This is a genomic window from Psychrobacter sp. H8-1, from assembly GCF_904846575.1.
Lineage (GTDB): Bacteria > Pseudomonadota > Gammaproteobacteria > Pseudomonadales > Moraxellaceae > Psychrobacter > Psychrobacter fulvigenes.
Genome location: NZ_CAJHBG010000001.1, coordinates 831,434 through 856,515, shown reverse-complemented (window position 1 = coordinate 856,515; position 25,082 = coordinate 831,434). Strand labels below are relative to the sequence as shown.

19 protein-coding genes and 2 pseudogenes are annotated in these 25,082 nt (G+C 44.1%); 16 read left to right on the top strand and 5 right to left on the bottom strand.

Annotation, left to right across the window (positions count from 1 at the left end):
- Positions 1 to 268: 268 nt before the first annotated feature.
- Both csrA and JMY01_RS03645 read left to right on the top strand, forming a co-directional pair.
- Positions 269 to 436 (top strand): annotated as a pseudogene (gene csrA, locus JMY01_RS03650) (carbon storage regulator CsrA); the annotation flags it as partial.
- 105 nt (positions 437 to 541) lie between these two features.
- On the top strand, positions 542 to 916 hold the full coding sequence (locus JMY01_RS03645; protein ID WP_227677648.1) for a HopJ type III effector protein: 375 nt from the start codon (positions 542 to 544) through the stop codon (positions 914 to 916).
- 109 nt (positions 917 to 1,025) lie between these two features.
- Here the strand turns inward: JMY01_RS03645 and JMY01_RS03640 are convergent, their stop codons facing one another.
- Together JMY01_RS03640 and JMY01_RS03635 are read right to left on the bottom strand one after the other, a co-directional pair.
- Positions 1,026 to 1,337, bottom strand: coding sequence for a YeaC family protein (locus JMY01_RS03640; RefSeq protein ID WP_201574266.1), 312 nt, complete (start codon positions 1,335 to 1,337; stop codon positions 1,026 to 1,028).
- A gap of 55 nt (positions 1,338 to 1,392) precedes the next feature.
- The gene (locus JMY01_RS03635; RefSeq protein ID WP_227677647.1) at positions 1,393 to 2,397 is read right to left on the bottom strand and encodes an NAD(+) kinase; all 1,005 of its coding nucleotides are present in this window, start codon (positions 2,395 to 2,397) and stop codon (positions 1,393 to 1,395) included.
- A 300-nt stretch (positions 2,398 to 2,697) separates the two neighbouring features.
- On the opposite strand from JMY01_RS03635, the gene JMY01_RS03630 reads away from it, so the two are divergent.
- Positions 2,698 to 3,420, top strand: coding sequence for a Bax inhibitor-1/YccA family protein (locus JMY01_RS03630; RefSeq protein WP_201574264.1), 723 nt, complete (start codon positions 2,698 to 2,700; stop codon positions 3,418 to 3,420).
- A gap of 112 nt (positions 3,421 to 3,532) precedes the next feature.
- Here JMY01_RS03630 and JMY01_RS03625 read toward each other — a convergent pair whose 3' ends face one another.
- Entirely contained in the window at positions 3,533 to 6,385 is a 2,853-nt protein-coding gene (locus tag JMY01_RS03625; RefSeq protein ID WP_201577162.1) for a heavy metal translocating P-type ATPase, read from the bottom strand.
- Positions 6,386 to 6,745: 360 nt separating this feature from the next.
- Here JMY01_RS03625 and mrcB point away from each other — a divergent pair, with 360 nt between their 5' ends.
- The 6 genes from mrcB to purH all read left to right on the top strand — a co-directional run bounded on the left by mrcB (position 6,746) and on the right by purH (position 14,890).
- Positions 6,746 to 9,226 carry a penicillin-binding protein 1B gene (gene mrcB, locus JMY01_RS03620; protein ID WP_201574263.1) on the top strand — a complete coding sequence of 827 codons (2,481 nt, stop codon included), beginning with the start codon at positions 6,746 to 6,748 and terminating at the stop codon, positions 9,224 to 9,226.
- Positions 9,227 to 9,319: 93 nt separating this feature from the next.
- Positions 9,320 to 10,144: a tetratricopeptide repeat protein gene (locus JMY01_RS03615; RefSeq protein ID WP_201574262.1), complete on the top strand. Its 825-nt coding sequence runs from the start codon at positions 9,320 to 9,322 to the stop codon at positions 10,142 to 10,144.
- 153 nt (positions 10,145 to 10,297) lie between these two features.
- Positions 10,298 to 11,224, top strand: a complete 927-nt coding sequence (gene prmA / locus JMY01_RS03610; RefSeq protein ID WP_201574261.1) for a 50S ribosomal protein L11 methyltransferase — start codon at positions 10,298 to 10,300, stop codon at positions 11,222 to 11,224.
- A gap of 189 nt (positions 11,225 to 11,413) precedes the next feature.
- Complete coding sequence (locus JMY01_RS03605) at positions 11,414 to 12,535, top strand: DUF3426 domain-containing protein (protein WP_227677646.1); 1,122 nt, start codon at positions 11,414 to 11,416, stop codon at positions 12,533 to 12,535.
- 289 nt (positions 12,536 to 12,824) lie between these two features.
- The gene (locus JMY01_RS03600; RefSeq protein ID WP_201577160.1) at positions 12,825 to 13,037 is read left to right on the top strand and encodes a helix-turn-helix domain-containing protein; all 213 of its coding nucleotides are present in this window, start codon (positions 12,825 to 12,827) and stop codon (positions 13,035 to 13,037) included.
- 272 nt (positions 13,038 to 13,309) lie between these two features.
- Positions 13,310 to 14,890, top strand: coding sequence for a bifunctional phosphoribosylaminoimidazolecarboxamide formyltransferase/IMP cyclohydrolase (purH, locus tag JMY01_RS03595; protein ID WP_201574259.1), 1,581 nt, complete (start codon positions 13,310 to 13,312; stop codon positions 14,888 to 14,890).
- 146 nt (positions 14,891 to 15,036) lie between these two features.
- Here the strand turns inward: purH and JMY01_RS03590 are convergent, their stop codons facing one another.
- Together JMY01_RS03590 and JMY01_RS03585 are read right to left on the bottom strand one after the other, a co-directional pair.
- Positions 15,037 to 16,911 (bottom strand): SurA N-terminal domain-containing protein, encoded by a 1,875-nt coding sequence (locus tag JMY01_RS03590; protein ID WP_201574258.1) that lies wholly within the window; start codon positions 16,909 to 16,911, stop codon positions 15,037 to 15,039.
- A 341-nt stretch (positions 16,912 to 17,252) separates the two neighbouring features.
- A complete protein-coding gene (locus tag JMY01_RS03585) occupies positions 17,253 to 17,525 on the bottom strand; it encodes an HU family DNA-binding protein (RefSeq protein WP_201574257.1) in 273 nt (90 codons plus the stop codon).
- Between the two features lie 437 nt (positions 17,526 to 17,962).
- On the opposite strand from JMY01_RS03585, the gene JMY01_RS03580 reads away from it, so the two are divergent.
- The 7 genes and pseudogenes from JMY01_RS03580 to hscA all read left to right on the top strand — a co-directional run bounded on the left by JMY01_RS03580 (position 17,963) and on the right by hscA (position 24,979).
- On the top strand, positions 17,963 to 18,607 hold the full coding sequence (locus tag JMY01_RS03580) for a hypothetical protein (RefSeq protein WP_201574256.1): 645 nt from the start codon (positions 17,963 to 17,965) through the stop codon (positions 18,605 to 18,607).
- Positions 18,608 to 19,067: 460 nt separating this feature from the next.
- Positions 19,068 to 19,580 (top strand): Rrf2 family transcriptional regulator, encoded by a 513-nt coding sequence (locus JMY01_RS03575; protein ID WP_201574255.1) that lies wholly within the window; start codon positions 19,068 to 19,070, stop codon positions 19,578 to 19,580.
- The gene (locus JMY01_RS03570) at positions 19,577 to 20,803 is read left to right on the top strand and encodes an IscS subfamily cysteine desulfurase (protein WP_201574254.1); all 1,227 of its coding nucleotides are present in this window, start codon (positions 19,577 to 19,579) and stop codon (positions 20,801 to 20,803) included. The genes JMY01_RS03575 and JMY01_RS03570 overlap by 4 nt, the downstream gene beginning before the upstream one ends.
- A gap of 164 nt (positions 20,804 to 20,967) precedes the next feature.
- Entirely contained in the window at positions 20,968 to 21,378 is a 411-nt protein-coding gene (gene iscU, locus JMY01_RS03565) for a Fe-S cluster assembly scaffold IscU (RefSeq protein WP_201574253.1), read from the top strand.
- A 249-nt stretch (positions 21,379 to 21,627) separates the two neighbouring features.
- Entirely contained in the window at positions 21,628 to 21,948 is a 321-nt protein-coding gene (gene iscA, locus JMY01_RS03560; protein WP_201574252.1) for an iron-sulfur cluster assembly protein IscA, read from the top strand.
- Between the two features lie 158 nt (positions 21,949 to 22,106).
- Positions 22,107 to 22,688 (top strand): Fe-S protein assembly co-chaperone HscB, encoded by a 582-nt coding sequence (hscB, locus tag JMY01_RS03555; protein WP_201574251.1) that lies wholly within the window; start codon positions 22,107 to 22,109, stop codon positions 22,686 to 22,688.
- Between the two features lie 396 nt (positions 22,689 to 23,084).
- A pseudogene (gene hscA / locus JMY01_RS03550) lies at positions 23,085 to 24,979 on the top strand (Fe-S protein assembly chaperone HscA).
- Positions 24,980 to 25,082: the final 103 nt, after the last annotated feature.

The following is a 25,082-nucleotide window of genomic DNA, read 5'->3' as shown; positions in this document are numbered from 1 at the left end:
TTGGTTAAGAGTGATGTTTACCCACCAGTTTTGTTAAAAGCCGTGACAGTATCTGTTATGGCGCCTATAATGGACGCTCATTTGGGCTAAATGAACCTACCTATCATCGTCGCTTATCCCATCGCACTTTATCTATAATATGAGACAAAATGTATCATTTTGGAATTATTATTGATAAGATACATGTGCAATGATATAGCGATGATTTGCAATTGAGATGTAATGTAATGAGTAATATTTTCTTAATGCGACATAAGGAGTGTGACGCATGCTAATTTTGACACGCCGCGTGGGCGAGACATTAATGATCGGCGATGAGGTCAGTGTGACTGTCCTAGGCGTCAAAGGCAATCAGGTGCGTATAGGCGTTAACGCACCAAAAGATATTGCTGTACACCGCGAAGAGATCTATCAACGTATCCAGCATGAGCGCTCTGTACAGTCGCAAATGCAACATCTTGAGCAAGGCAATTTTGCGCCTTCATTTGATGACGAAGATTATTTTAATCGTTAATTTAACTTGCTTTGAGGTCACTTACTTATGAGTATCCGCCAATCAGACATATCGGCTCTACTTAATGGTTTGAACAAAAAAGCCATTGGATTCAATGATGTCATCAGCTTTATTGATGATTTCTATCGCTACACACCCGTACCCTTTGTCAATGGCATGGTACATAACCAAGCTGGCGAAAACGAGGGCAGTGCCAAGATTTTTGGCTTTGCAAAGCTGCATGGTCTAGACCAATTAGATACCCTGAAGCTATTCGGTGAGCATTACGCCAAGGTACAGGCAACACCGAAAGGTACAGATCATGCCAATATTCGCAACTTTTTGCATTGGGGCTGGCAAGGGTTCTTGATGGAAAACAACCCTCTTACAGAGCGTCCAAGTGTAGATACTACTGCGCTATAGTTGATACATAGGCAACCTGATCAAGACTGCAGTAACAACGACCGTAATAAAAAGCCACGCTATATAGCGTGGCTTTTCTTATGTTAACTTGTATGGCTTATAAACATCTTTATTTATCAATAAACTTGATTGGCTGGATTGCGCCTTTAGGATTGGGCATATTTGGATAGTGATGTTCGTGCTCCACATCACACTCAGCACCCACGATAGAGCCATCCTCTTTGACAGGTTTATGAATATAACCTGTACGCTCAGCAGGCGGTAAGTGCTCGTGCTCCCACACCATGACTGCCTGCATACAAGTCTCACGTTGTTCGACCGTTAGTCGTCCACCATCAGGCCATTTACCTAACTCAATGGCGACACGAAACTTCTCGACCACTTCTGGGGTTAAGCTTGCCAATATTGTTTGTTTGTCCATGTTATCTACTCTCCACCGCTGTTTTTAGCTAATATCATTTATATAACAGATATGTTTACTCATCATCAATACTATCATCATCGTCATCAAGGCTAAACTCTTCGGCATGCACATTCCAGTGCAACTTAGTGCGGCACGCTTCATAAAAGTCAAACCCTGGAGGATGCAGCAAGGTTAGCTTGTCTGGATGTTTGCGGATATACAGACGCTGATCCTGCTCCAAGGGCATACTTGCTTTGCCATCAGCACTGACCATAGGTTGGGTACGATTGTCTTCGTGAATCCTAATACAGACCTCACTGTTTCCACTGACCACAATCGGTCTGCTAGACAACGTATGCGGATGCATGGGTACTAAACAGATGGCATCCATGCTCGGATGGATAATAGGCCCGCCACCAGAGAGCGCATAAGCGGTTGATCCTGTGGGTGTCGCTGCAATCAAACCATCACTATGCTGGCGATAAACATCCTGTCCATCAATTTTCATTTGAAAATCAATCATATGCACAGACTTACCTGCATGCAATACCACGTCATTGAGCGCCATATCCTGATGAATAATCTCTCGGCCCTCACGTATCTCCATCGTTAATAAAAATCTATGATCCAGCTGATAATCACCCATCAATACTTGGCGTAATTTAAAAGCGGCCTCATCAGGCTTTACATCAGCCAAAAACCCCAGACGACCACGGTTAACTCCCAATACAGGCACTCGGTAACGGGCAAGCGCTTCTGCAGCATGGAGTATGGAGCCATCACCGCCTACCACAATGACTAAGTCGCAAATTTCGCCAATCAAACTACGTTTGACGATCTTAACTGATTCAATTTCAGTCAGGTCTAAAGTAGGCAAGTTGGCCGTCTGCACATCCATAATCAGCGTCAGTTTCATCTCATTGATGGTTTGGGCAATTTGCACAAGACTTTGGGTGACACTGCGTTTTCCTGCACGCCCCATCAGACCAATACGGCGAAAAGCAGGGTTTTTGATAGCGTGAAAAAGCTCTGATTGATGTAGATGTGGCAATCTTTCTGACTGCGCTGAGTTTTCCATAAAACGACTCGACATAACTTTAAAGTACAGCGCAATGATAGCGATAAATGAGCGCTTAGACTAGCATGTTTATCAATTATCGTTGTTAACTGTCGTAATTGACCCCATATATCAGCTATCATACGTCATCTTTAGACGTGTTTGTCTGGCGACGCAGCAGCCCTTTATCTACCTGTCAATATGCGACTCAATAATCTCGTGAAGCCTTGATGGCTGTCACGTAAACACAGTTGACAATAATGGCTGTTTTGCTAAAGTAGCTGACATCTAAATTATTTATATTTTATTAAGGACATATATATGGCCAATCCTATTGTCAGTCGCGCAGAGCTTGCGATCGGCGGGAATCCAATGACGGTCAAGGGCGTGATTCAAAAGACCAGTCTATTGCTTGGATTATCTGCGATCACTGGTGTGGGCTTTTTCTTTTATGCGCTTATGGCAGGTCTATCGCAGGGTTTCATTACGATGGCGGCCTTTGGTAGTATGTTTGCTGCCTTTGGTTTAGCAGTTTTTATTACCTTTAAACCACAAAAAGCCAAGACCTTTGCAGTACCTTACGCGTTACTAGAAGGCATATTTTTAGGCGGTATCTCGCTGTTTTTTATGAGAATGTACCCAAGCGTGCCAGTCACTGCTATGTGTGCAACCTTCGTGACAGCAGCAGTCATGCTAGGACTCTACCGTTCTGGCCTTGTAAAAGTGACTGAAAAATTCCGCTCAATTGTGACGTCTGCTATTATTGCCATTATGCTCGTTTACGTTGCGCAGTGGGTGCTTTCTTTAGCTTTTGGTTCAAGCTTACCCTTCCTATTCGAAGGTGGCGCTATTGCCATTGGCTTTAGCTTGTTTGTCATCGTTATCGCCTCTTTCACCCTTTTATTAGACTTCGATAACATTGATCGCGGAGTTGCGATGGGCGTTTCTGAAGATTACGAATGGTTATTTAGTATTGGTATTCTTGCAACGCTGGTTTGGATGTACATTGAATTCATGCGTCTGCTCAGCTATCTACAAGACTAATTCGTTAAACTGTCTCATAAAAGCTTTGCTTAAACACAAAAACCGCCTTTTGCTAAAGGCGGTTTTTTTATGGATGTAACTAATCATGGATGCAACGAAGTGCTTATTTATACTAGGCACGTTTTAGACGTAAGGCGTTTAATACGACTAACAATGAGCTTAACGACATCCCGATAGCGGCAAGCCAAGGCGGTACATAGCCTAGCGCTGCTGGTATTAATACGCTACCGTTATAAGCGAGTGCCCAGCGAAAGTTTTGCTTAATGATACGTTCGGTTTTGTCAGCGATACGCTTGGCGGCAGTAATGGCTTCGATTTGTCCATTTAATATGATGCTGTCACTAGAAACCTGCGCCAAATCGGCTGCCCCAGCAATCGAAGTCGAGACATCCGCTGCGGCTAGTACGGGTGCATCATTGATGCCATCACCAACCATCAGCACTATCCCGCCTTCAGCCTGCAGTTTTTGAATATGATTGACCTTATCTGTCGGTGACAAACCATTATAAGCAGCCTGCATGCCCAAGCTCTCAGCCATCACCAGTGCTTGCGGACTTGGATCGCCTGTCAACATAATAGGCTCAATGCCCATGCCTTTGAGCGCATCAAGCATCGATTTGGCGCTATCACGCACCCTATCGTTAAAGTAAAAACAAGCCAGTGCTTGCCATGATTCTGACTGACTCTGTTGGCAAGATAACACCACTGCTGAGCTGGCTCGCTCGGCAACCAAATCAATGGTTAAATCGTTATCCTCATTAAAGCCGCTGTTCGCTCTATCTAAAGCAAAATCCGCATGACCAATCCGGTATAGCACACCCTCAATCATCGCTTCTACCCCACCTGCAGGATAATGACGCAACGCTTGCGTAGGTGGTAGGTGTAGCTGATAAGCAGCGGTGAGCAGCGCATGAGCGATAGGGTGGCGACTGCCTACTTCTAGCGCCGCCGCAATCGCTAATAGCTGATCTTTTTTTGCAGCCAAAGCTAAGTCTTCAGTGTTATTTTGACGAGCAAAGTCTGTTAGCTCAATATTTAATAAGTTGGGCTTACCATAAGTCAGAGTACCCGTTTTATCAAAAGCCACATGCGTAATCTCAGCCAGTGTTTGCAGGGTATGTCCACGAGTAGTCAAAAAGCCATAGCTGGCCAAACGGTTGGTGGAGACGGTCAAAGCAATCGGCGTGGCCAGTGACAGCGCACAAGGACAAGTGGCCACTAGCACCGCTACCGTTGCCCAAATCGCTTGGCTTGGATCGACGATATACCAACCGATAAATACCAAGACCGACAGTACCAAAACCCGCGCGACAAACCAACGTGCCAGCTTATCCGCTTGCTGGGCGAGCTTTGGCTTTTCACTCATGGCACGGTTCATGAGTCTATCAATCAAGCCTATTTGGCTGTCTTCTGGCAAGGCTGTGACCAGCATCTCAAACGGCTGACTGTCGTTTTGCGCACCGCCAACGATATAGTCGCCTTGAGCTTTGATAATCAAGTCACCCTCGCCCGTCAGCAAGCTTTGTGAGACAGTCGCGGTTGGACTAAGCAAAATACCGTCACTGATAATTTCAGATCCAGCATCCACCATAATAATGTCGCCGACTTGCAAGCTATGAGCCGTCACCATGTGTTTTTCTTCTACAGGCTGCTCTGATTTTGAAAGAGAGGCTGATTGACTACTTTTCTGTTGCCAGTCTTGTGCAATACGGGTGGTTATTTTGTGAATATTGGCATCCATGCTCTGCATAAAGTTTGGCAGGGATTCTGGCGTCGTGTTTAATTGGTTTTGAGCGTCTGTATTGTTAGCAGTTTGATTAATAGAATCTTGGTTTACCTGATCAGATTCATTTTGCTTAACAGCATTTTTCTTAACAGAGTTTTGCTGTAGCTGCTGCAAGATACGTTCAGCCGCGTCTTTGTCTTCAGCAATTTTTTGTACCAAGACTGGTTCAATCACCACCAAATCATTGGCCATGGTGGCGGCTTTTAGACGCGCATTATGCTCAATATAACGTCCTGCCAATAAGAAGAAAATAAACATACTGACCGAATCGTAGTACGTCTCCCCTTGCCCCGTAATGGTGGCATAAAGACTGGCAAAGAAGGTCACAATCAAAGCGATACTGACTGGCACATCCATATTCACCTGACGGGCGCGAATCGCTGACCACGCTGAGGTAAAGAAAGGTATTCCCGCATAAAAGAATACAGGCGTACTGACGAATAAAGAGACCCAGCGCAAAAAGTCACGCTGAAAGACCAACATGTCGCTATAGTTACCAAGGTAAATCGCCACAGAATACATCATCGCTTGCATCGAGCCCAATGCAGCGATACCGAGCCTTAGTAGCATTTGATTGGTATGACGCGCTAGCATGGCCTCATGAGTATCTTGGCGATAGGGTTTCGCCTCATAACCAATTTCATTGATAATACCTAAGATACGGCTAATCGGCAGTTTGTCTTCATCCCAAATCACGCGCATACGCTGATTGGTCAAGTTCACCTGACATTTACTAATACCCTCTAGCTCATCTAAACGCGATTCAATCAACCAAGTACAAGCAGCACAGCGCAAATTATTGACAGACAGTTCTGCAACCGACATACCATCCTGCGCATAGACAAACTGCGACTTTATCTCGTCATGATCATAAGCTTCGAGACGAGTGAGCTGCGTTGGCAAGCTTGCTGTTCGGTTAATCTCAGAGCGGTCAAGGTAGTACTGCTCGAGACCAGCCTCTACAATACTTTGCGATGCCAATTGACAGCCCATACAGCACATCTCACGCGGCAAGCCCAAGATCTCGGTATGAAACGGCGGCTGTGGTACTGGATCGCCGCAGTGGAAACAGTGACCAGCGCGCGGTAATACCAGACCTTCAGTAATGGAGTTGTCTTCATAAGAAGATGCTGGATTTGCTGACACGGATGACGAGGCACTGGACGACCTACTAGAAATAGTCACGCTTACTTCCTTTAGATATACTGACTTTGGATATACGGTGTTGCACAAACATTACTTGGATTTAATAAAATGCAAAAATCACAATAACTTAGCAACGATTGGTAGAATAATCGCTGCTAATCCACACAAAAAACATCGTTATCATAATGATAGATTGTTATCTTATATGGCACTCGCTCATCGAATTAAAAGCGTTAATAAGTTATATAATATGGTGACGATAAATGCTGTGCTTAGTATACACTTTCACAGCTCAACACTCCTGAATGACTGAGTAGATGATGAGAGATTGAAAATTTAATCAATTTGCGTCATTATGAGTCAGTTTTTTTATGTTAAAACGGTGCAACATCAGTGCAAAAACCCAAGTTTACTCAGTCAAAGCTTCCTAGATCTGCTATAAGCACTTTGCCATCGCAGCAGCGCGGCATTGTATTTAGCAGTCTCTTATTAATCGTTGTCATCGCTGGCATGGTGTTGTTGGCACTGTATTTGCTCAAGCTCGATCGTACCATCACCCAAAAATTTGAAGGTAAGCGCTGGGATATTCCTGCCAAGGTATACTCGCAGCCTTTGGAGCTGTATCAAGGTGCCAAAGTCGATAATAACGCCATGAAGACTTGGCTTGAGCTGCTCAATTATCGCAGCAATAAAGATTATAATCGTACGGGCAGCTACCATAAGTCAGGCAGCACTTACTATATCCACACGCGTGGTTTTAGCTACAGTGCAAATGATGTCGATGAAGCGCAAGTCATTAAGATGACCATTGCTGACAATATGGTGCAGTCCATACAAAGCACTGTGCCTGCAGAATCTGGCATCATTCGTCTGGAGCCAGTAAGTATCGGTGGTATCTATCCAGATAGCAATGAAGACCGATTGGTCGTCTCTTTAGATGACGTACCGCAGCCATTAATTGATGCCCTGATTGCGACTGAAGATCGCAGTTTTTATGAGCATAAAGGCGTGTCCGTACGTGGTATTGCTCGTGCTGTGCTCAATAACTTCTCTGGTGGTTCTATGCAGGGTGGCTCGACCATCACTCAGCAGCTTATCAAAAACTTCTATTTAAACTCTGATCGCACCTTAAAACGTAAAGCGAATGAAGCTTTGATGGCCGTGTTACTAGAGCTGCACTATAGCAAAGATGAAATCTTGCAAACCTATCTCAATGAGATTTATCTTGGTCAAAATGGCAACCGCTCTATCAATGGTTTCGGTTTGGCTTCGCAGTTTTATTTTAATCAACCACTGAAGGAGCTACGTTTGGATCAGCAGGCGATGCTTGTCGGCATGGCAAAAGGACCAAGTGTTTATAACCCACGTCGCCATCCAAATGATTCAAAAGCACGCCGTGATGTGGTACTTAATAATATGCTCAGCATTGGCATGCTGTCTCAAGAAGAGTATGACGCTGCCATTGCCAAACCCTTAGATGTGGTCGATAAGCCAGTAGAAGGAAAGAGTCAGTTTCCAGACTTTCTAGATATCGTCAAACGTGAGCTCAATGAAGTTTATTACTCTGATGACCTAAAAAACGAAGGTCTCATTATCATCAGTACGCTCGACCCTATTACACAATTGGCAGCCAATAAGGCAGTTGATAACAAACTTGGTGAGCTACGACGCCGCGGTAGCAAAACCAAAGACTTACAAGGGGCTTTGGTCAGTGCCAATCCAGAAACTGGCGAGCTAGTCGCTGTAGTGGGTAGCGGCAGCGAGTTTACTGGATTTAACCGCGCTGTCGATGCAAAGCGTCAAGTGGGTTCACTCTTAAAGCCTGTCATCTATATGACGGCGCTTGAAAGCGGTCGTTATAACTTGGCCAGCCCTGTTGATGACTCACCAATTACGGTCAATTTAGGAGATGGCAGCAAATGGAATCCTAAGAACTACGACGGCCGCGATCATGGCTATGTACCCTTGACCACTGCCCTAGCAAAGTCTTATAACCAAAGTACCGTTCGCTTAGGGATGGAGTTTGGCGTAGATACATTTGCCAAGCAGCTACGCCGTTTGGGTGTTGAAGAAAAAATTCCTGCGTATCCATCAGTATTATTAGGCTCGGTTAACTTAAGCCCGATGGATATGCTCGGCGTCTACCAAGTTTTTGCTACTGGCGGTTTTCGCACTCCTATTCATAGTATTCGTACGGTCATTGATGATCGTGGACGTATCTTGCAGCGCACAGGACTGAACACCCAGCGTAGTATCCCGCCTGAAACCAATTATCTGACCAATTATGCGCTACAGCAAGTGGTAAAAAACGGTACCGCTAGACGTGTGCAATCACTCGGTAGCAACTTGAATCTGGCGGGAAAAACAGGGACAACCAACGATTACCGCGACGCTTGGTTTGCAGGTTATAGCGGTAACTACGTCAGTGTGGTTTGGGTTGGCCGTGATGATAATAAGCCCATTGGCCTGAGCGGTGGTACTGGGGCATTACCAGTGTGGGTTGATTATATGAAACGCTTAAGGCTGACCCCAGTATCTATGCCTGAGCCTGAAGGTATTGAATGGTTATGGCTTGAGAATAACTCAGGTAAACTGTCTCATGAGCGCTGCGAATCTGCGCGATATTTGCCTGTTATGTCAGCGCATCTACCAACAGAGGCCAGTAGCTGTGCTCTCGCTTTATATCAGCAAGAGCAAGCCCGCGATCAGTTGCAGTGGCAACGTGAACAAAGTAGTCTGAATCAGCAGCGCCAACGTGAAGGATTAGAGATACCCAATAGCGAGGTGATTAATCCAGATGAGCAAGGAGCAGATGAAGGTACTGCCCAAGAGCGTGCGGACACTTGGTATGATCGAGCACTTGAATGGTTCTAATACCTCAAATGGTGCTGATAAAAGATGAATGGATTGTTTATCAGCATATAGCGGTATTTAAAATTATCTAGGATTTAGAATAAGGGATTTGGTATGGCATTATCTATCAACGAACAGTTAATAGCAGCTAAAGGGCGCAAACTAAGCGCTACGCCTATTCTCGTTTTAGGCACTTTCATGAGTACCTTGGTGCTAAGCGCCTGTCAGACGGCTCCTTATTCAACGCCCAGTCATACCGCTACCACTACTCACCTGCCAGCAGCTAATGAGGTTGAACAGGCGGCCGACTACCCTATTGAGCCTTACATACCGCCTGCCGAGACAGCTAATGCACCTGTCTATCAGCGCTATCCTGGGTCACAAGGTTTTCCTAGTACTGAGCAACCCTCGACAAGTACCAATCCTTTAACTCAGCAGACGCCAATCATTCAACCGTCTCCAACCATTCAACCACCGATAGTTATCCCGAATGAGCCGCTTCCCACACCTTCGCGTGACGATTATATAATCTCACAGCCGCCAGCAACACCATCACATAGTGACCTGCTAGAGCGTGCGCGTCAAAGCTCGCAGCAGCAAAGTCGTAACACTACCAGCAGTCAAAGCGACCTGCCAGCATTTCGCAGCTTGATGCAAACGGGCACCAACCAGCTCAAAGCGGGTAATTTAACTGCCGCAGAAAACAGCTTTACCCGTGCTCAGCGCTTAGCACCAAGATCCTCAGCAGTATATTTTTATCTGTCACAAGTGGCGTTAAAGAAAAATCAACCACGCAAAGCAGAAGCGATGGCGCGTCGTGGTCTGACCGTCTCCGAAGATGACAGCCGCCGCCGTGCACTATGGCAACTCATCTTAGTTTCAGGACAACAGCAGAACAATGCGCGCGTCGTGCGTGAAGCTCAACAAGCACTTAGGTAATTGCAACACTTTAAGCTTTGAACAACTTAAAGCAATAGTCGCTGGTCATAGCAATGCTAGCGACTATTGCTTTAGATTTATTAATTTTTATATATTGTTCTTTGTCTAATTTAAGCTCAACTCCCTAACTTAAATTTAATTAAGGTTATTTTTATGGCATGGCAACAACTGCACCTACAATGTGAAAAAGCAAACGTCGATCTTGCAGAAGCGCTGTTATTAGAAGCAGGCGCACTCTCTATTGCACTAGACGATGCAGGCGATCAGCCTTTGTTTGAACCCTTACCTGGCGAGTCGCCGTTATGGGATGAGGTCATACTGACGGGTCTGTTTGATGCCACTACTGAGGTTGGTAGTCGACAGGCTGTTGAGCAGTTAAGTCATGACATTGCCGCGCAAGTACAAGCCAGTCGTGTTTGGCTATCAGCCGTTGATGACAAAGACTGGGAGCGTGAGTGGATGTCACATTATCATCCGATTGAATGCGCTAATAACTTATGGATTGTGCCCAATTGGCTGACACCTCCCGATGCAAATGCCACCAATATCATCATGGATCCAGGTCTTGCTTTTGGCACTGGCTATCACGCGACCACGCGTTTGTGTTTAGACTGGCTCACCGAGCAAGACCTAAAGGATAAAGTAGTCATCGATTATGGCTGCGGTTCAGGTATCTTAGGTATCGCCGCACTCCTCTTGGGTGCAAAACAAGTCTACGCGGTAGATATTGACCCGCAAGCAGTACTTGCAACCAATCAAAATGCCGAGCGTAATGATGTTGCTGGGCGACTTAAGGCATTCTTACCAGAGGACTTTACTGACTACTGCGCCCAACATGATGTAATACCTGTTGATGTCATTGTTGCTAATATTTTAGCCAAGCCGCTGATTGGTCTAGCGCCTTACTTTGCCACCTTAATGGCACCCCAAGGTCGGATTGTTTTGGCAGGCCTGATTGAGTCGCAAACAGAGCAAGTAAGTGCAGCTTATGCGCCTTATTTTGCTCTTGATCCCAAGCATGCTTTTACTGCACAAGAAGATCAACATTGGCAACGACTGTCAGGTAAGTTTACATACTAGCTACACTTCTTTACATATGTTACGATAGGGAATCAGTTAAAGCTCACCGGCTTCATACTGCTTCCCTTTCTTATTTATACCTGTTTAATAAATATTCGCTTAAAAAAATAGCGGTATATAGGGGGTAAGACAGCTTTTGGTGAGTGAGTGCGTGATAATTATTGCTGTATCTTTTTGGATTTTGCAAACATGATCTCACTTATAAAAACCCAATGCCCCACTTGCCATACGCTTTTTAGTTTGGCGCCAGCTCAACTGAGCAAGGCGCAGGCGAAAGCGCGTTGTGGCAATTGCCAGCAGGTGTTTTTGGTGAATGAGCATCTGATAGAGACAGAGAGTGAGTCGTCGGCTAAAACCGCCACTGTGCAAAAATCCACGACAGTCAATACACAAAAAAAAGCAACTCAACAAAGCGGCTTTTTAGATTCCGATACTTTGACTCATGACGATATGCCGCATGCGCAGATGCAAGATAACGATGCACAAGATAACTCTCTAGATGAGATGGACGCATGGCTCTCACAGCCCAACTCGGCCTCAATAGATAATATAATTCAAAGCTCTCGCTCTCAAAGCAATCCATCTAATCATTCATCTACAGTTACAACACACAAAAAAACGCCTACGACAGTACGCAAGTCAAAAAAACCTACGAACCATGCAGTGGTTACTGATGAAAAAAGTATGAGTCGCTCCACGAACTCAGCACCAGCGTCGGATACTGACTTATCGCAACTATTGACCAATATGGGTGTGCCAGAACCTAGCAACATTACAGCGCTTAGCTTAAAACAAACAAACACCACTCATTCAAAAAGCCCTGCAGTACAAGCTCAGGCTCAACACCCTGCTGCATTAATATTATGGCTGAGTGGTTGTTTGGTGTTGGTAATGCTATTATTTGCACAGTATGTTATTTTTAACCTAGAAACCTTGATCAAAGATCCAGACCATGCAGCACGCTTGCAAGCCGTTTGTGCGGTTGCCGTTTGTAGTTTACCTAGTGCTGATTTAACGACATTAAATATCACTAACCTCAATGTCAAACCCAGTAATATCAAAGCTGCTGATCAATTTAGTGACATTGAGGCATGGTTGGTCAATCAAAGCTTACAACCGCAGCTGCTACCGAGTCTGAAAGTGAGTATTTATGGCACCGATAGTTTGATTGGCGAGTTCATTGCGATGCCAGGCGATTATCTGGCCAGCCCGCAAAACCTACTAACAGCCGAACAAATCAAACCTTTGATGTTCACTATTCCAATTACTCAAAAACAAATCCGTGAAATCACTATCGACCCTATTTATTAATACCCTATTAAGACAAATGCTAGAGCGAGTTGAACAGAATACCTTACTGCATTCTCGTCACTCTTGAGGACATCACCTTATGGCACACCGTGCACACATCTCTGCCAACCGTTTTGCCCAAAGCTCTACTCATCCTGACCATCATAGTCTGGATAGCGATCACCAGAATAACCACTATCAAGTCTCTCCTAATGTAAACCCTCATTCTGATAAATCAGATCATGGCGACAGCCACTCTTACGACGACACATCCGCACCGATAACTATCGATCCACAAGCTCCATTACGTATGCACGTCGAACGTGTGGTTCGTGAATACTTTGCAGCGCTGGGTGATGAAGTTCCAACAGATCTTTATGAGCTTATCTTGAAGGAAGTGGAGCTGCCGTTATTGACTGTGGTTCTTGAGCAAACCCGCGGCAATCAAACAAAGTGCGCACAAATCTTGGGTCTCAACCGCGGCACCCTACGCAAAAAAATGAAAACTTACCATTTAATGTAGTTTATCTAAAAAAACATACATATTTACACCATAAAATGGCCTAGGGTTTTGTGTAAACTCGCCAGATGTTTTATCATAGCAGTCCTAAAATCTAGAAAATCAATTGGCAGTATTTAAATATCGATGAATACTGCCAATTGATAATGAAGCATCATTCCTCGTTTTTATCACTACTATGCTCGGTGACTCATAGCTTGAACCAATGACAGCTATGATTGCCATTACTATCCTGCCAGACATTTATGTCAGGCTTTTTTTATGGAACTGTTTTTATGGGTACAAAACCGCTTGCTCTACTCTCGGTCTCTGATAAATCCAACATCGTAGAATTCGCTCAAGGATTGATTCAGTCAGGATTTGGTCTGCTATCTACTGGCGGTACTTATCGTTTACTTAAAGAACACAACGTAGAGGTCACTGAAGTATCAGACTATACTGGTTTTCCTGAAATGATGGATGGCCGTGTCAAGACGCTTCATCCAAAGATTCACGGCGGCATCTTAGGACGTCGTGGTACGGATGATGCAGTTATGAGCGAGCATCAGATTGATCGTATTGATCTGGTCGTGGTCAATCTCTATCCATTTGCTGAAACGATTGCTCGCCCTGACGTTACCATGAAAGATGCCATCGAAAACATCGATATCGGTGGCCCTACTATGGTACGTGCTGCTGCTAAAAACCATGCCCACGTAGGTATTGTCACTGATCCTGCTGATTATGAACGTATCATTGCAGCCTTGACAGGTAATGGCCAGCTAACTGCGGCTCTACGTTATGATTTAGCCGTAAAAGCCTTTGAACATACTGCCCAGTATGATGGCATGATTGCTAACTTTTTAGGTAGCCGCGTCAATGAGACTCAGCAGCCAGAAACCTATGCACGCACATTGAATCTACAGCTCGATAAGGTCCAAGACTTACGCTACGGTGAAAACCCGCATCAACAAGCGGCTTTTTATGTGGAGAATCATCCAGGTCGTAGCCAACAAGCGTCTATTGCAACAGCTAAACAGCTACAAGGGAAAGAGCTGTCTTATAACAATATCGCTGACACCGATGCTGCCCTTGAGTGTGTCAAAGCCTTTAGCGCTCCTGCTTGTGTGATTGTCAAACACGCCAACCCTTGTGGTGTCGCAGTTGATAGCGATCAGGTTGCCGCTTACCGTACTGCCTTTAGTACAGACCCTGAGTCTTCTTTTGGTGGCATTATCGCCTTTAACCGTCAGCTGACCACTGCGGCTGCCAAAGCCATTATCGACAACCAGTTTGTAGAAGTCATCATTGCTCCTAGCATTGAAGAAGGCGTGCTAGAAATAACTGCCAGCAAGAAAAACGTACGTGTGTTGGTTTGCGGCGAACTGCCTGCTGCCTATCAGCGTCAAACACAGCTCGACTATAAGCGTGTCAATGGTGGCTTGCTAGTACAAGAGCAAGATCTAGGCCTAATCACTGCTAATGAGCTAAAAATCGTCACTGACGTACAACCAACAGAAGCGCAGATCGCTGACCTATTATTTACTTGGAACGTGGCAAAATATGTCAAATCTAATGCCATCGTTTATGGTAAAAATCAGCGCACGATCGGTGTCGGCGCAGGTCAGATGAGCCGTGTCAACTCAGCACGTATCGCTGCTATCAAAGCTGAGCACGCTGGACTGGCGACTGCAGGTGCTGTCATGGCCTCAGATGCCTTCTTCCCGTTCCGTGACGGCATTGACAATGCTGCAGACGTTGGTATTTCGGCTATCATTCAGCCTGGTGGCTCTATGCGCGACGATGAGACCATTGCTGCGGCAAACGAACATGGTATTGCGATGGTATTCACCGGCATGCGTCATTTCCGTCACTAATCTGATCGGTCAATCGTCATTAAAATAAAGATTGTTCATTAAAAAAGCCACTGTATAAAATACAGTGGCTTTTTCTTTATGCGGCTTTCCTGTGGGTTGATATCGGTCAAACAAGCATTAAGTACTGGGTCATTAGCGACAGGCCATTAGCGACCTTGTGCGCCAGCCATATTGGCTTCGTTGATATCAACTTTATAGACCAAACGTAGATAGTCTAAATAATCTTGTAATTGGTCTTGCCCTAAATTATCACGGATAATATTGGCTGTTTGCGACTTCTCAAGATCAGATAGCTGTGACTGGCGCTGTGTCTCAATGCGATCACCGACGAGCACACTGGCGCCCATTTCTGTTTCACTGGCTAATGCCACAATACCATTCTCAGGAGCCTGGGTACTAAATGCTAGGCTACGTTCTTTCTCTGTTAATAAAGCATTCTGGCGACTCACCTCACCCAATGCTTGCAAGCTTGCTGAGTACTTACTGATATCAGCAGGGGTTTTAATATTAGCGGCTAACTTCTTGGCATCTTTGAGTGCCAGTGCACTGGCTTTTTGTTGACGCAATATCTGTGTGATTCTTGGCGTTGCTGCTGCCAAGGCGAGAGTTTTAGTCGGACGATAATTACTCGGTTGTACCCATACCGTCCCCGTTCCTACTTCAATACCTGCTGTGACGGCTTGATCTTGAATCGTAAACTCATCAAAGGCCTGATTGATCACCGCTGGTTGTGACAACGCTGAGGTATTATTTTCTTTACGGTAGTCTTTGATACGCTTAAGTGCTACGTTTTCTTGTTGCGCGATATCCTCGATACTAAAGCCATCCGCTGCCAAGTCATTGATTGCAGTTACTTTATCCGCATAGACTGCTTGACGCTTATACTCTTTCGCTTTAGCGGTAAGCTCTTCACGCATGCTCTCCATAGTAGGCACTTTACTACCACTGTCTTCTGTTACCATAAATATCTGATAACCAAAGCTGGTTTTAATAGGTGCTGTCACGTCACCCACGCTCAAACCTTGAAGCGCCGTTTCAACAGCGGCAGCGTCATCACCAAACACTGATGGATTAAAGCGTCCAATGGCGCCGCCCGTCTCGCCTGATGGGTCATCTGACTCAGCTTTCGCAAGTGCTGTAAATGACTCACCCTTATCTAAACGATTTTTGATACTTTCAGCACGTGCCTTGGCATCGTCACCCGTTACTAAGATTTGACTAAGCTGACGCTCATCGACGACAGCCAGTCCCTGCTTATAAGCCTCATATTGCTGCTGCAGCTCTTCTGTGGTGATATCATCAACCTTGATCGTCGATGGGCTGATCTGGATATAAGCCAAATCTACCATAGCATCACTTTTGAGCGTGTCTTTATTAGCATCATAATAAGTCTGTATATCAGCATCAGTCAGATTAACTTGCTGCTGATAATCCTGCCAGTTAAACCGTTGGAGCCAAACATTACGTGACTCTAGCTGCAAGTCTATCAACTGGTTGACAGCTTTCATTGGATAAATGGCCGTACCGACAATACTGGCATTAAGCTGATCAAGGCTCAGCTGATTGCGAAATTCAGCAAACAGCTGGTCTTTAGTCATGCCGCGCTGACGCAAAAAGAATGAAAACTGCTCGTTAGAAAACTCACCATTCTCATCTTTAAAGATCTCTTCTTGCAGTAGCAGGCGGTTGATTGTGTCATCAGACACCGTCATCCCAAGCTTGCCTGCTTGTTGTTCAAGCAAAGTACGGTCAATAAGGCCTTTGAGCACTTGCTCATGCAGCACATCTTCGTTTAACAAACTGGCATCATCGAGTTGCTCTAGTATCTCAGAGCGTCGGCTATTAACAGCATTCTGATACTCTGACAGCCCTACACTTGCCTCACCTACCTGAGCGACCTGATTAGGATCAACCCCACCTTGAAAATAGCTTTCGATACCTAAGAGTGCGAGTGGTGATAGGCATAGAATCAATAAAATGCGACCAGGCCAGCTTTTTAAAAAATCGCGCAATTTATCCATAATTATTTCTACTTTTTAAGCTAAATTGATGAAAAACCATTGCAACACAGCCAATATTATTTAAGCCTGCAGTGGAGTGGTGAGGGACATCCGTACTATCTACACTTATATTCAGTTGATACATATAGTGAGTGTTTTTTATACATACAGAACTTATGTAAATAGCAGCGTCACGCGCGCCCTATGATACGTGATTTTTGACTTAGACTCAAAATATTCACACTACTAACATACAAATTTTGGCAATAAAAAAAGCACCTTTATTAAAAGATGCTTTTTTACTGCTTGCGTTGCCATTTAAAACTTAAACGGCAACCTTATATTTACAAGCAAGGAGTCGTTTAGTTTAAACGCTCTTTTAAGTTTTTACCGGCTTTAAAGCTTGGTACTTTGCTTGCTGGAATCGCAAGCTCTTCACCTGTCTTAGGATTACGGCCAGTACGTGCTTTACGGTCTTTTACGCTAAACGTACCAAAACCAACTAATGAAATGCTATCACCAGCTTCTAGAGCTTCGCCGATGCTTTCCATTACTGCATTTAGTGCATCACCAGCTTGTGTTTTGTTTAGGCCGCTTTTGTCTGCGATGCTATCAATCAATTCTGACTTATTCATAAAATTTCCTTCAAGTTTAAGGGCTGTAATAAACGCTAACGTCAGGCATTGTATCGCCCTCAGAGTATTTAAGCAATAAAAACAAATCTCAATGTCTTTATTTACAGATTTTGCGTTATTAACGCCTTTATATCAAGGCTACATAAGGAGCGCAAGTGATTTTACATTTTTTCGTAGCCTATCTTACTTATTTAACACTTAACGTTACGCAATTCAACTGTCAATGATCGCCTAACATATAAACTTGTATTGAATTTACAAAATAATTGGTAAATCTCAATTATTTACCAATGAGCACATCTATATGCGTTACTTTTTATAATGAAGACGTTATGATATACGCGTTATAATTTCCACGCTATCAGTCGCCTTGTGCCACATATTACTTCTAGATATTATTTTTACTTATAACTTGCCCAATAAAATGGATTATTTACATGAAGCGTTCTACGTTATCTCACTCTCTTCTTAATATCATCTTAGTGTTCGCTGAGTCAGCATTGACGCTCGTATTGCGCTTAGATCCTGAGTTACGTAAAGCCGCTTATCCTCTTGCCAAGCAAGGTACTGTCGTCTGCTTACGATTATATTTACCTCATGTGGAAGTATTTGCGACTTTCAGCTACAAAGGTGTGTTATTAGACGCTCAATTACCTGCTGATCGTAGTGAGCCTGACATTGTCATTAATGCTTATAGTATCCAGGTATTAAATGCCATCACCTCTCATGGCAGTGATGCCACCGATAAATTACAAATGCGCGGTGAAGTCAGCCAAGTACAGCAGCTGAAACAGTTCATTATGCAACTGGGCATGGGCAGCCTGATTCAGAGCGTTATCAAGAGATTTAAAGGTGGCAATAGCAAGAACAAGCCCAGTGCTAAAGAAACGGAAGAGAAAAAAAATGAATACAAGCTACGTATTAAAGAACAGCAAACTCAAATCAACACCTTAACCATCAAAAACCGTGAGCTTGAAACCACTGTAAAAGAGCTACAAAGCAAACAAAAGACATTGACCATTTCTGCTGTAGTTGCCGTAGTGATTGCGATTATCGCTCTTATAGCGTTATTTATAAACTAGTCATGTAGTCATGCACCTATCATGGCAATTAGCTGCTCACCTTTTTTTATGCGCTCAATGGCTATATTAAAATGACGATACCAGCTAGCTGTTGAGCCTTTTGCTGAGCCATCCTCTATACCTATCTTCTAACTACATATATCATCAGCCGCCCATCTGTATTTATCTATATTCTTCAGTATAAATATTATGGTTTGATTCTATTAATAATGGCGATAGATAAGATTAACCATTCAACGACATTTCAATCTTGACTAAATTACTCGGGATTAAGTATAATGACTCTATCGCAGCACATATCAAGTTATTCACCTGTTGTTTGACAGCGGTAATATTAGAATTACTTAATTTAGATTTATTAGCAGGGTTGATATCTGTAAAGTTCAGCTTAACGACCCAAATTATGATAATAAGCTCGTGATTGAACTTAGCCTATCATTTATCAGCTTGGAGATACTTTATGCGTTTAACTACTCGAGGTAGATATGCCGTTACTGCATTGCTAGATTTGGCGTTACAAACCAGCCAACAAGACAGCGCGGTCTCTCTATCTGATATTGCCAAACGACAGTCTATATCTATTTCGTACCTTGAGCAGCTGTTCTCCAAACTCCGCAAACGTGGATTAGTCACTAGTATACGTGGCGCTGCAGGCGGTTATCATTTAGCCAAGCCATTGCATGAGATAGATGTGATGAGCATTATATCTGCCGTTGACGAATCAGTGAATGCAATGCAGTGCGAAGGACGTGGTGACTGTCAAGGTGGCGCAATGTGTTTAACCCATGATTTATGGTGCGCATTGTCCAATCATATCGAACAGTACTTGAAAAATATAACATTAGCGCAATTATTAGATATAGAAAGTGTGCAGTCCGTATCATTACGTCAGCACCTATCTTCTACACAAGAGTTTTCTTTGAAAGACATTAACACTATTACCTTATCGACCAGCGAGGCAAACCCAGCATGAGCCAACATAATTCCCTTATTTACTTAGATTACGCTGCCACTACGCCAGTTGCCAAATCGGTGGCTGCAAAGATGAGCGAGTATCTGACTGTAGATGGTATCTTTGGTAACCCAGCCTCGCGCTCACATGGCTACGGTTGGCAAGCAGAAGAAGCAGTAGAAACAGCACGTCAGCAAGTTGCAGAAGCAATTAATGCCGATCCACGTGAGATCGTCTTTACTTCTGGTGCCACAGAGTCAGACAACTTAGCTATTAAAGGTGCTGCGCATTTTTACCACTCTCGTGGCAAGCACATCATTACTAGCAAGATTGAGCATAAAGCCGTCTTGGATACTTGCCGCGAGCTTGAGCAAGAAGGGTACGAGATTACTTACCTTGAGCCACAAGCCGCTACTGGCCTAATCATGCCAGAGCAAGTTAAAGAAGCTCTGCGTGACGATACCATCCTAGTCTCACTCATGATGGTGAACAACGAGCTTGGCACAATCACAGATGTGGCGGCTATTGGTGAGATCACTCGTGAAGCTGGCGTTATCTTCCATGTAGATGGTGCACAGTCTATCGGTAAAGTACCTGTCGATCTTGCAAAGATGAAAATCGACTTGATGAGCTTTTCAGGTCACAAAGCATACGGCCCTAAAGGTATCGGTGCCCTATTCGTCAGTCGTAAACCACGTGTTCGTCTAAAAGCAGAGCAGCACGGCGGTGGACATGAGCGTGGCATGCGTTCAGGTACATTACCGACGCATCAAATCGTTGGTATTGGTGAAGCATTTGCTTTGGCTAAAGAGCGTTATGAAGAAGATCATGCACACGCAGCAAAACTGCGCCAAAAACTGTGGGACGGCCTACAAGATATCGAAGAGACTTACCTAAATGGTGATCTTGAAAATAGCGTACCTAATATTGTGAACATCAGCTTTAACTTCGTTGAAGGCGAATCATTGATGATGTCGCTAAAAGACTTAGCAGTATCATCAGGGTCAGCCTGTACATCAGCAACGCTTGAGCCATCATACGTATTACGCGCTATCGGTCGCCCAGACGAATTAGCACACAGCTCGATTCGCTTTAGCTTTGGTCGTTATACGACTGAAGAAGATATCGATAGAGTGATCAAGCAAATGCATGAAGCAGTCGACAAATTACGTGCCCTATCACCACTTTGGGATATGTATCAAGACGGCGTAGATTTAGATTCAGTCGTATGGGCTGAGCACTAAAATTAAAAAAGCGACATGGTTATGACACATAGCCATTAAACAATTGATCAGACAATGACAAAGACAGTTTTTATTAACTGAATGTTTGACCCCAATTATCGATGAGTAGTGAGACATTCAAAGTCAGTAACTGACTACTCATCATCTAACTAGGAGAAAACCCCATGGCCTATAGTGACCAAGTTATTGATCATTACGAAAATCCACGCAACGTCGGCAATCTTGATAAAGATGCCAAAAACGTTGGAACCGGTATGGTTGGTGCCCCAGCTTGTGGCGATGTGATGCGTCTACAAATCCAAGTCGATGATAACGGTATTATCGAAGATGCGCGCTTTAAAACTTACGGCTGCGGCTCAGCAATTGCTTCAAGCTCGCTCGTGACTGAGTGGCTAAAAGGTAAAAGCTTAGATCAAGCTGGCGAAATCAGAAACAATGACATCGCAGAAGAGCTTGCATTACCACCAGTAAAGGTGCATTGCTCTGTACTTGCAGAAGATGCCATTAAAGCCGCTATTAGCGACTACAAAGGCAAGCATGGCGCTGCTGAAGTAACAGAAGAAGCGACGAGCTAAGCCTGTTAGCGTAGAAACTATTAGCATAAAGCTATATTGTAGTAGCGCAGTAGAGAACCCTTCTCGAAGCTACTAACGCTAAAGAGGTGACAATGACGCTTATGTAATTGTCACCTTTTGCTTTTAAAAATTTATTCACAGACTGTTGTGGCAATCATATATTTCATCAGTTGCCAGTTTAAACAGACCTGTTCATAGAGAATTATATTAAAATATCATTATTAATTTTGATAGTCAGTAGGAGTTGGCATGATTGAAATGACAGAACGCGCCGCTCAGCATGTTCGGGATTTTTTGGACAATCGCGGCAAAGGCGAAGGTATTCGAGTTGGCATTCGTACAGCCGGTTGCTCAGGCTTGGCTTACGTTTTAGAGTTTGTAGATACGCCTGACGAAAATGACACACGCTATGAAAGCCGTGATGTCAGTATCTTTATTGATCCTAAAAGCTTGGTATATTTAGATGGCTTGTTAATGGATTATGAAAAAGAAGGATTGAACGAAGGCTTTAAGTTCACCAACCCAAATAAAAAAGGCGAATGTGGTTGCGGTGAGTCCTTTACAGTTTAATGACTTAACGCTTCTGAGTTTAATAGCATGATCTTTTACTATCAGGCAGTGACGAACGACTAATGCTGTCGTTAGCTCAGTGCTGTACATCCGTTCGCAAGCAAATCTTCAGCCAGACAAAATTTTGAAATTACCAATAAAAAAGCAAGGCGTATGATATGACAGACATCACAGCAGAAGCACAGTTTGATAACTTCTTTGCCCTATTTGAGCAGCCTGTACAGTTTGAAGTCAGTCAAGACAGTCTCGACCAGCATCTACGTCTGCTACAAAAACGCTATCATCCTGATAATGTCGTAAAAAACGTGTCAGATACTGCACAAGCGCAAAAACAATCTGAGCAAGCTTCAGCACTCATTAACCAAGCCTATCAAACGCTAAGTAAGCCTGATAGCCGCGCTAGCTATTTGTTAGATATGGCAGATCAAGCGCAAAATCTAGAACACTCAATCGCAGACTTAGACTTTTTAGAAGATGCGATGCAGATGCGTATTGATCTAGACGAAGCGATTGAAGATAAAGACCGTGCGACCTTACAACAGCTACATCCGCAGATTACAGGACGCTTAGCCAAACAGTCTGAGCGTTTTAGCACTGCCTACCAAAGCCAAGACTGGCAAACAGCGATTGATGCGACGCAAAAGTTGAAGTTTTTAGTAAAGCTAAATGCTGACGTTACTATTGGTCTCGATAATCTAGCCACTGCTGAGCATTCGGATGATGATGATCTGTACGTTTAAATTCGTATAGCTTATTTCAGCTATACGCCTAGCAATTTAATTGCTATTCACAGGTTAAGGTTAAATTAATAGCAACGATACCGTATAATCTCTTATTTTAAGCACTTTTAATCGTTGGTGGTGTTCTAAAAAGTATGCTGGCGATAGAAGCCAATAAAAAATCTATGCTAAGTTCTCTGATTCTATAGGGCTTTCAAGGCTTCAAAAACTGTTCAAGTTTTAATCAGCATACTTTTTGACACACCACCTAATCGTTAAGTCTCTGCATTTTACGTGATTACAGCTTTTACGTAAGTGCAAAAAAGCAGTCAAACTATAAAAGTGTGCTTATCGTATTTGTTCCATTTCACTTATTAATTTTATCTCTTTCATTTCATTTTATCTTTGAGTTATCTTATGTCTTTATTGCAAATTGCCGAACCCAATCAAAGCGCTCAACCTCACCAACATCGTTTTGGTCTGGGAATCGATCTTGGTACCACACGTTCATTGGTCGCAGTGGTACGTTCAGGCAAGGCGCAAGTCCTAGAAGCAGGCGCAACGACAGATACCTTATTACCTTCTGTCGTCTATTATCCAAGTACAGGCAATCCATTAGTCGGCTATGATGCCCTAGCCCATTTAGCGGATGATCCAAAAAATACGATCATCTCGGCTAAGCGTTTTATGGGCCGTAGCCAAGCTGATATCAAATTCTCTCATCCTTATGAGCTAAGTGGCAGCAAAGATGCTATGCCAGCATTCGTGACGGCTCAGGGCGAAGTATCTCCTGTCGAAGTATCAGCACGTATATTAGCAGCGCTAGAGCAACGTGCAGCGAGCGCATTGCCTGCTGACAGCATCGAAGGGGCTGTCATCACTGTACCAGCTTACTTTGATGAAGCGCAGCGTCAAGCGACCAAAGATGCAGCGCAAGCAGCTGGAATCAATGTACTACGTCTATTAAATGAGCCTACCGCGGCAGCAGTCGCCTATGGTCTCGACCGGCCTTCACAAGATGGCAATAAAGAAAGCTATTACTTAATTTATGATCTGGGTGGCGGTACTTTTGACGTCTCTATCCTAAAGCTGACTGATGGCGTCTTTGAAGTATTGGCAACTGGTGGAAATAGTGCCTTAGGTGGTGACGATATTGACCGCCTGATGACCAATTGGCTTATCAAGCAATTGAACATCAACCCTAAAGATGTGAGCCTCCATGACAAATCGATACTCGCACAGCAAGCCAAAGCCTACAAGCAAGCACTGACCGACGCTGAACAAGTTGATATTGATATTACTGTCAATGAGCAGTCTTATCAAGGTGTACTACGTCGTGAAGATTTGCTCGCTATTGCAGAACCAGTTAACCGCCGTACGCTCAGCGTCTGTGAACAAGTTCTACGTGATGCCAAGCTTGAGATTAAAGATTTAGATGAAGTTATCTTGGTTGGCGGTTCTACGCGTATGCCTGCTGTACAACAAGTCGTCACTGAGTTTTTTGCCAAGCAGCCGCTTTGCCGTCTGAACCCAGATGAAGTGGTCGCCTTAGGTGCTGCCCAAACAGCGCATCAATTGGTCAATGGTGATAGTGACAATAACTTATTATTGCTCGACGTAACGCCGCTATCACTCGGTCTTGAGACCATGGGCGGCCTAGTCGAAGTACTTATTCCACGTAATACTCCTATCCCTGTTAAGAAGCGTCAAGTATTTACCACGTATCAAGATGGTCAGACTGGCATGGTGATTCACGTGGTACAGGGCGAGCGCGAAACGGTTGAAAACAACCGCTCGCTTGGGCGCTTTGAGCTATACGGCATTCCACCGATGAAAGCTGGCTTTGCCCGCATCGAGGTGACTTTTAGTATTGATGCTAATGGCCAGTGACGACTTGTTGTACAGCAGGCATACGCGTAGAACCGCCAACCAAGACAGAAAGCAAAATTGAGATTGTGCCTTCTTATGGACTGTCAGATGAGCAAATAGAGCAACTGCTTATGGCAGGGTTCCAGCATGCTGAAGAAGATAAAAATGCGCGCTCTTTGATTGAGACCAAAGTAGAAGCGGAGCGTGAAGTGCTTGCGCTACAGTCTGCATTAAAAGAGTTTGCCGCCCTATTATCTTCTGATGAGCAGCAATCATTAACTGAGCAGATGCAGGCACTACAAACCGCATTAAGCACTGACGATTTGACTGCCATCGAAGCAGAGCAAGCCAAGCTAAAGCCTCATAGTGATGCCTTTGCGGCGCGTATTATGAATCAGAGCGTCAAAGCCAGCATGGCAGGTACCAGTGCCCAAGATTGGTAACAGATATATCTAGGAATATTTATACTTGAGAATTAAGCTTAGCCATCCTACTAAGCTCACCTTTTATATTTCTCAGTTTTCATTTTTTTAATTGATTAGCATC

What these genes read in the sequence shown, in the direction of transcription:
- JMY01_RS03645 (WP_227677648.1), top strand. Translation starts at nt 542, where the DNA reads ATGAGTATCCGCCAATCAGACATATCGGCTCTACTTAATGGTTTGAAC.
- JMY01_RS03640 (WP_201574266.1), bottom strand. Translation starts at nt 1,337, where the DNA reads ATGGACAAACAAACAATATTGGCAAGCTTAACCCCAGAAGTGGTCGAG.
- JMY01_RS03635 (WP_227677647.1), bottom strand. Translation starts at nt 2,397, where the DNA reads ATGGAAAACTCAGCGCAGTCAGAAAGATTGCCACATCTACATCAATCA.
- JMY01_RS03630 (WP_201574264.1), top strand. Translation starts at nt 2,698, where the DNA reads ATGGCCAATCCTATTGTCAGTCGCGCAGAGCTTGCGATCGGCGGGAAT.
- JMY01_RS03615 (WP_201574262.1), top strand. Translation starts at nt 9,320, where the DNA reads ATGGCATTATCTATCAACGAACAGTTAATAGCAGCTAAAGGGCGCAAA.
- prmA (WP_201574261.1), top strand. Translation starts at nt 10,298, where the DNA reads ATGGCATGGCAACAACTGCACCTACAATGTGAAAAAGCAAACGTCGAT.
- JMY01_RS03605 (WP_227677646.1), top strand. Translation starts at nt 11,414, where the DNA reads ATGATCTCACTTATAAAAACCCAATGCCCCACTTGCCATACGCTTTTT.
- JMY01_RS03600 (WP_201577160.1), top strand. Translation starts at nt 12,825, where the DNA reads ATGCACGTCGAACGTGTGGTTCGTGAATACTTTGCAGCGCTGGGTGAT.
- purH (WP_201574259.1), top strand. Translation starts at nt 13,310, where the DNA reads ATGGGTACAAAACCGCTTGCTCTACTCTCGGTCTCTGATAAATCCAAC.
- JMY01_RS03590 (WP_201574258.1), bottom strand. Translation starts at nt 16,911, where the DNA reads ATGGATAAATTGCGCGATTTTTTAAAAAGCTGGCCTGGTCGCATTTTA.
- JMY01_RS03585 (WP_201574257.1), bottom strand. Translation starts at nt 17,525, where the DNA reads ATGAATAAGTCAGAATTGATTGATAGCATCGCAGACAAAAGCGGCCTA.
- JMY01_RS03580 (WP_201574256.1), top strand. Translation starts at nt 17,963, where the DNA reads ATGAAGCGTTCTACGTTATCTCACTCTCTTCTTAATATCATCTTAGTG.
- JMY01_RS03575 (WP_201574255.1), top strand. Translation starts at nt 19,068, where the DNA reads ATGCGTTTAACTACTCGAGGTAGATATGCCGTTACTGCATTGCTAGAT.
- JMY01_RS03570 (WP_201574254.1), top strand. Translation starts at nt 19,577, where the DNA reads ATGAGCCAACATAATTCCCTTATTTACTTAGATTACGCTGCCACTACG.
- iscU (WP_201574253.1), top strand. Translation starts at nt 20,968, where the DNA reads ATGGCCTATAGTGACCAAGTTATTGATCATTACGAAAATCCACGCAAC.
- iscA (WP_201574252.1), top strand. Translation starts at nt 21,628, where the DNA reads ATGATTGAAATGACAGAACGCGCCGCTCAGCATGTTCGGGATTTTTTG.
- hscB (WP_201574251.1), top strand. Translation starts at nt 22,107, where the DNA reads ATGACAGACATCACAGCAGAAGCACAGTTTGATAACTTCTTTGCCCTA.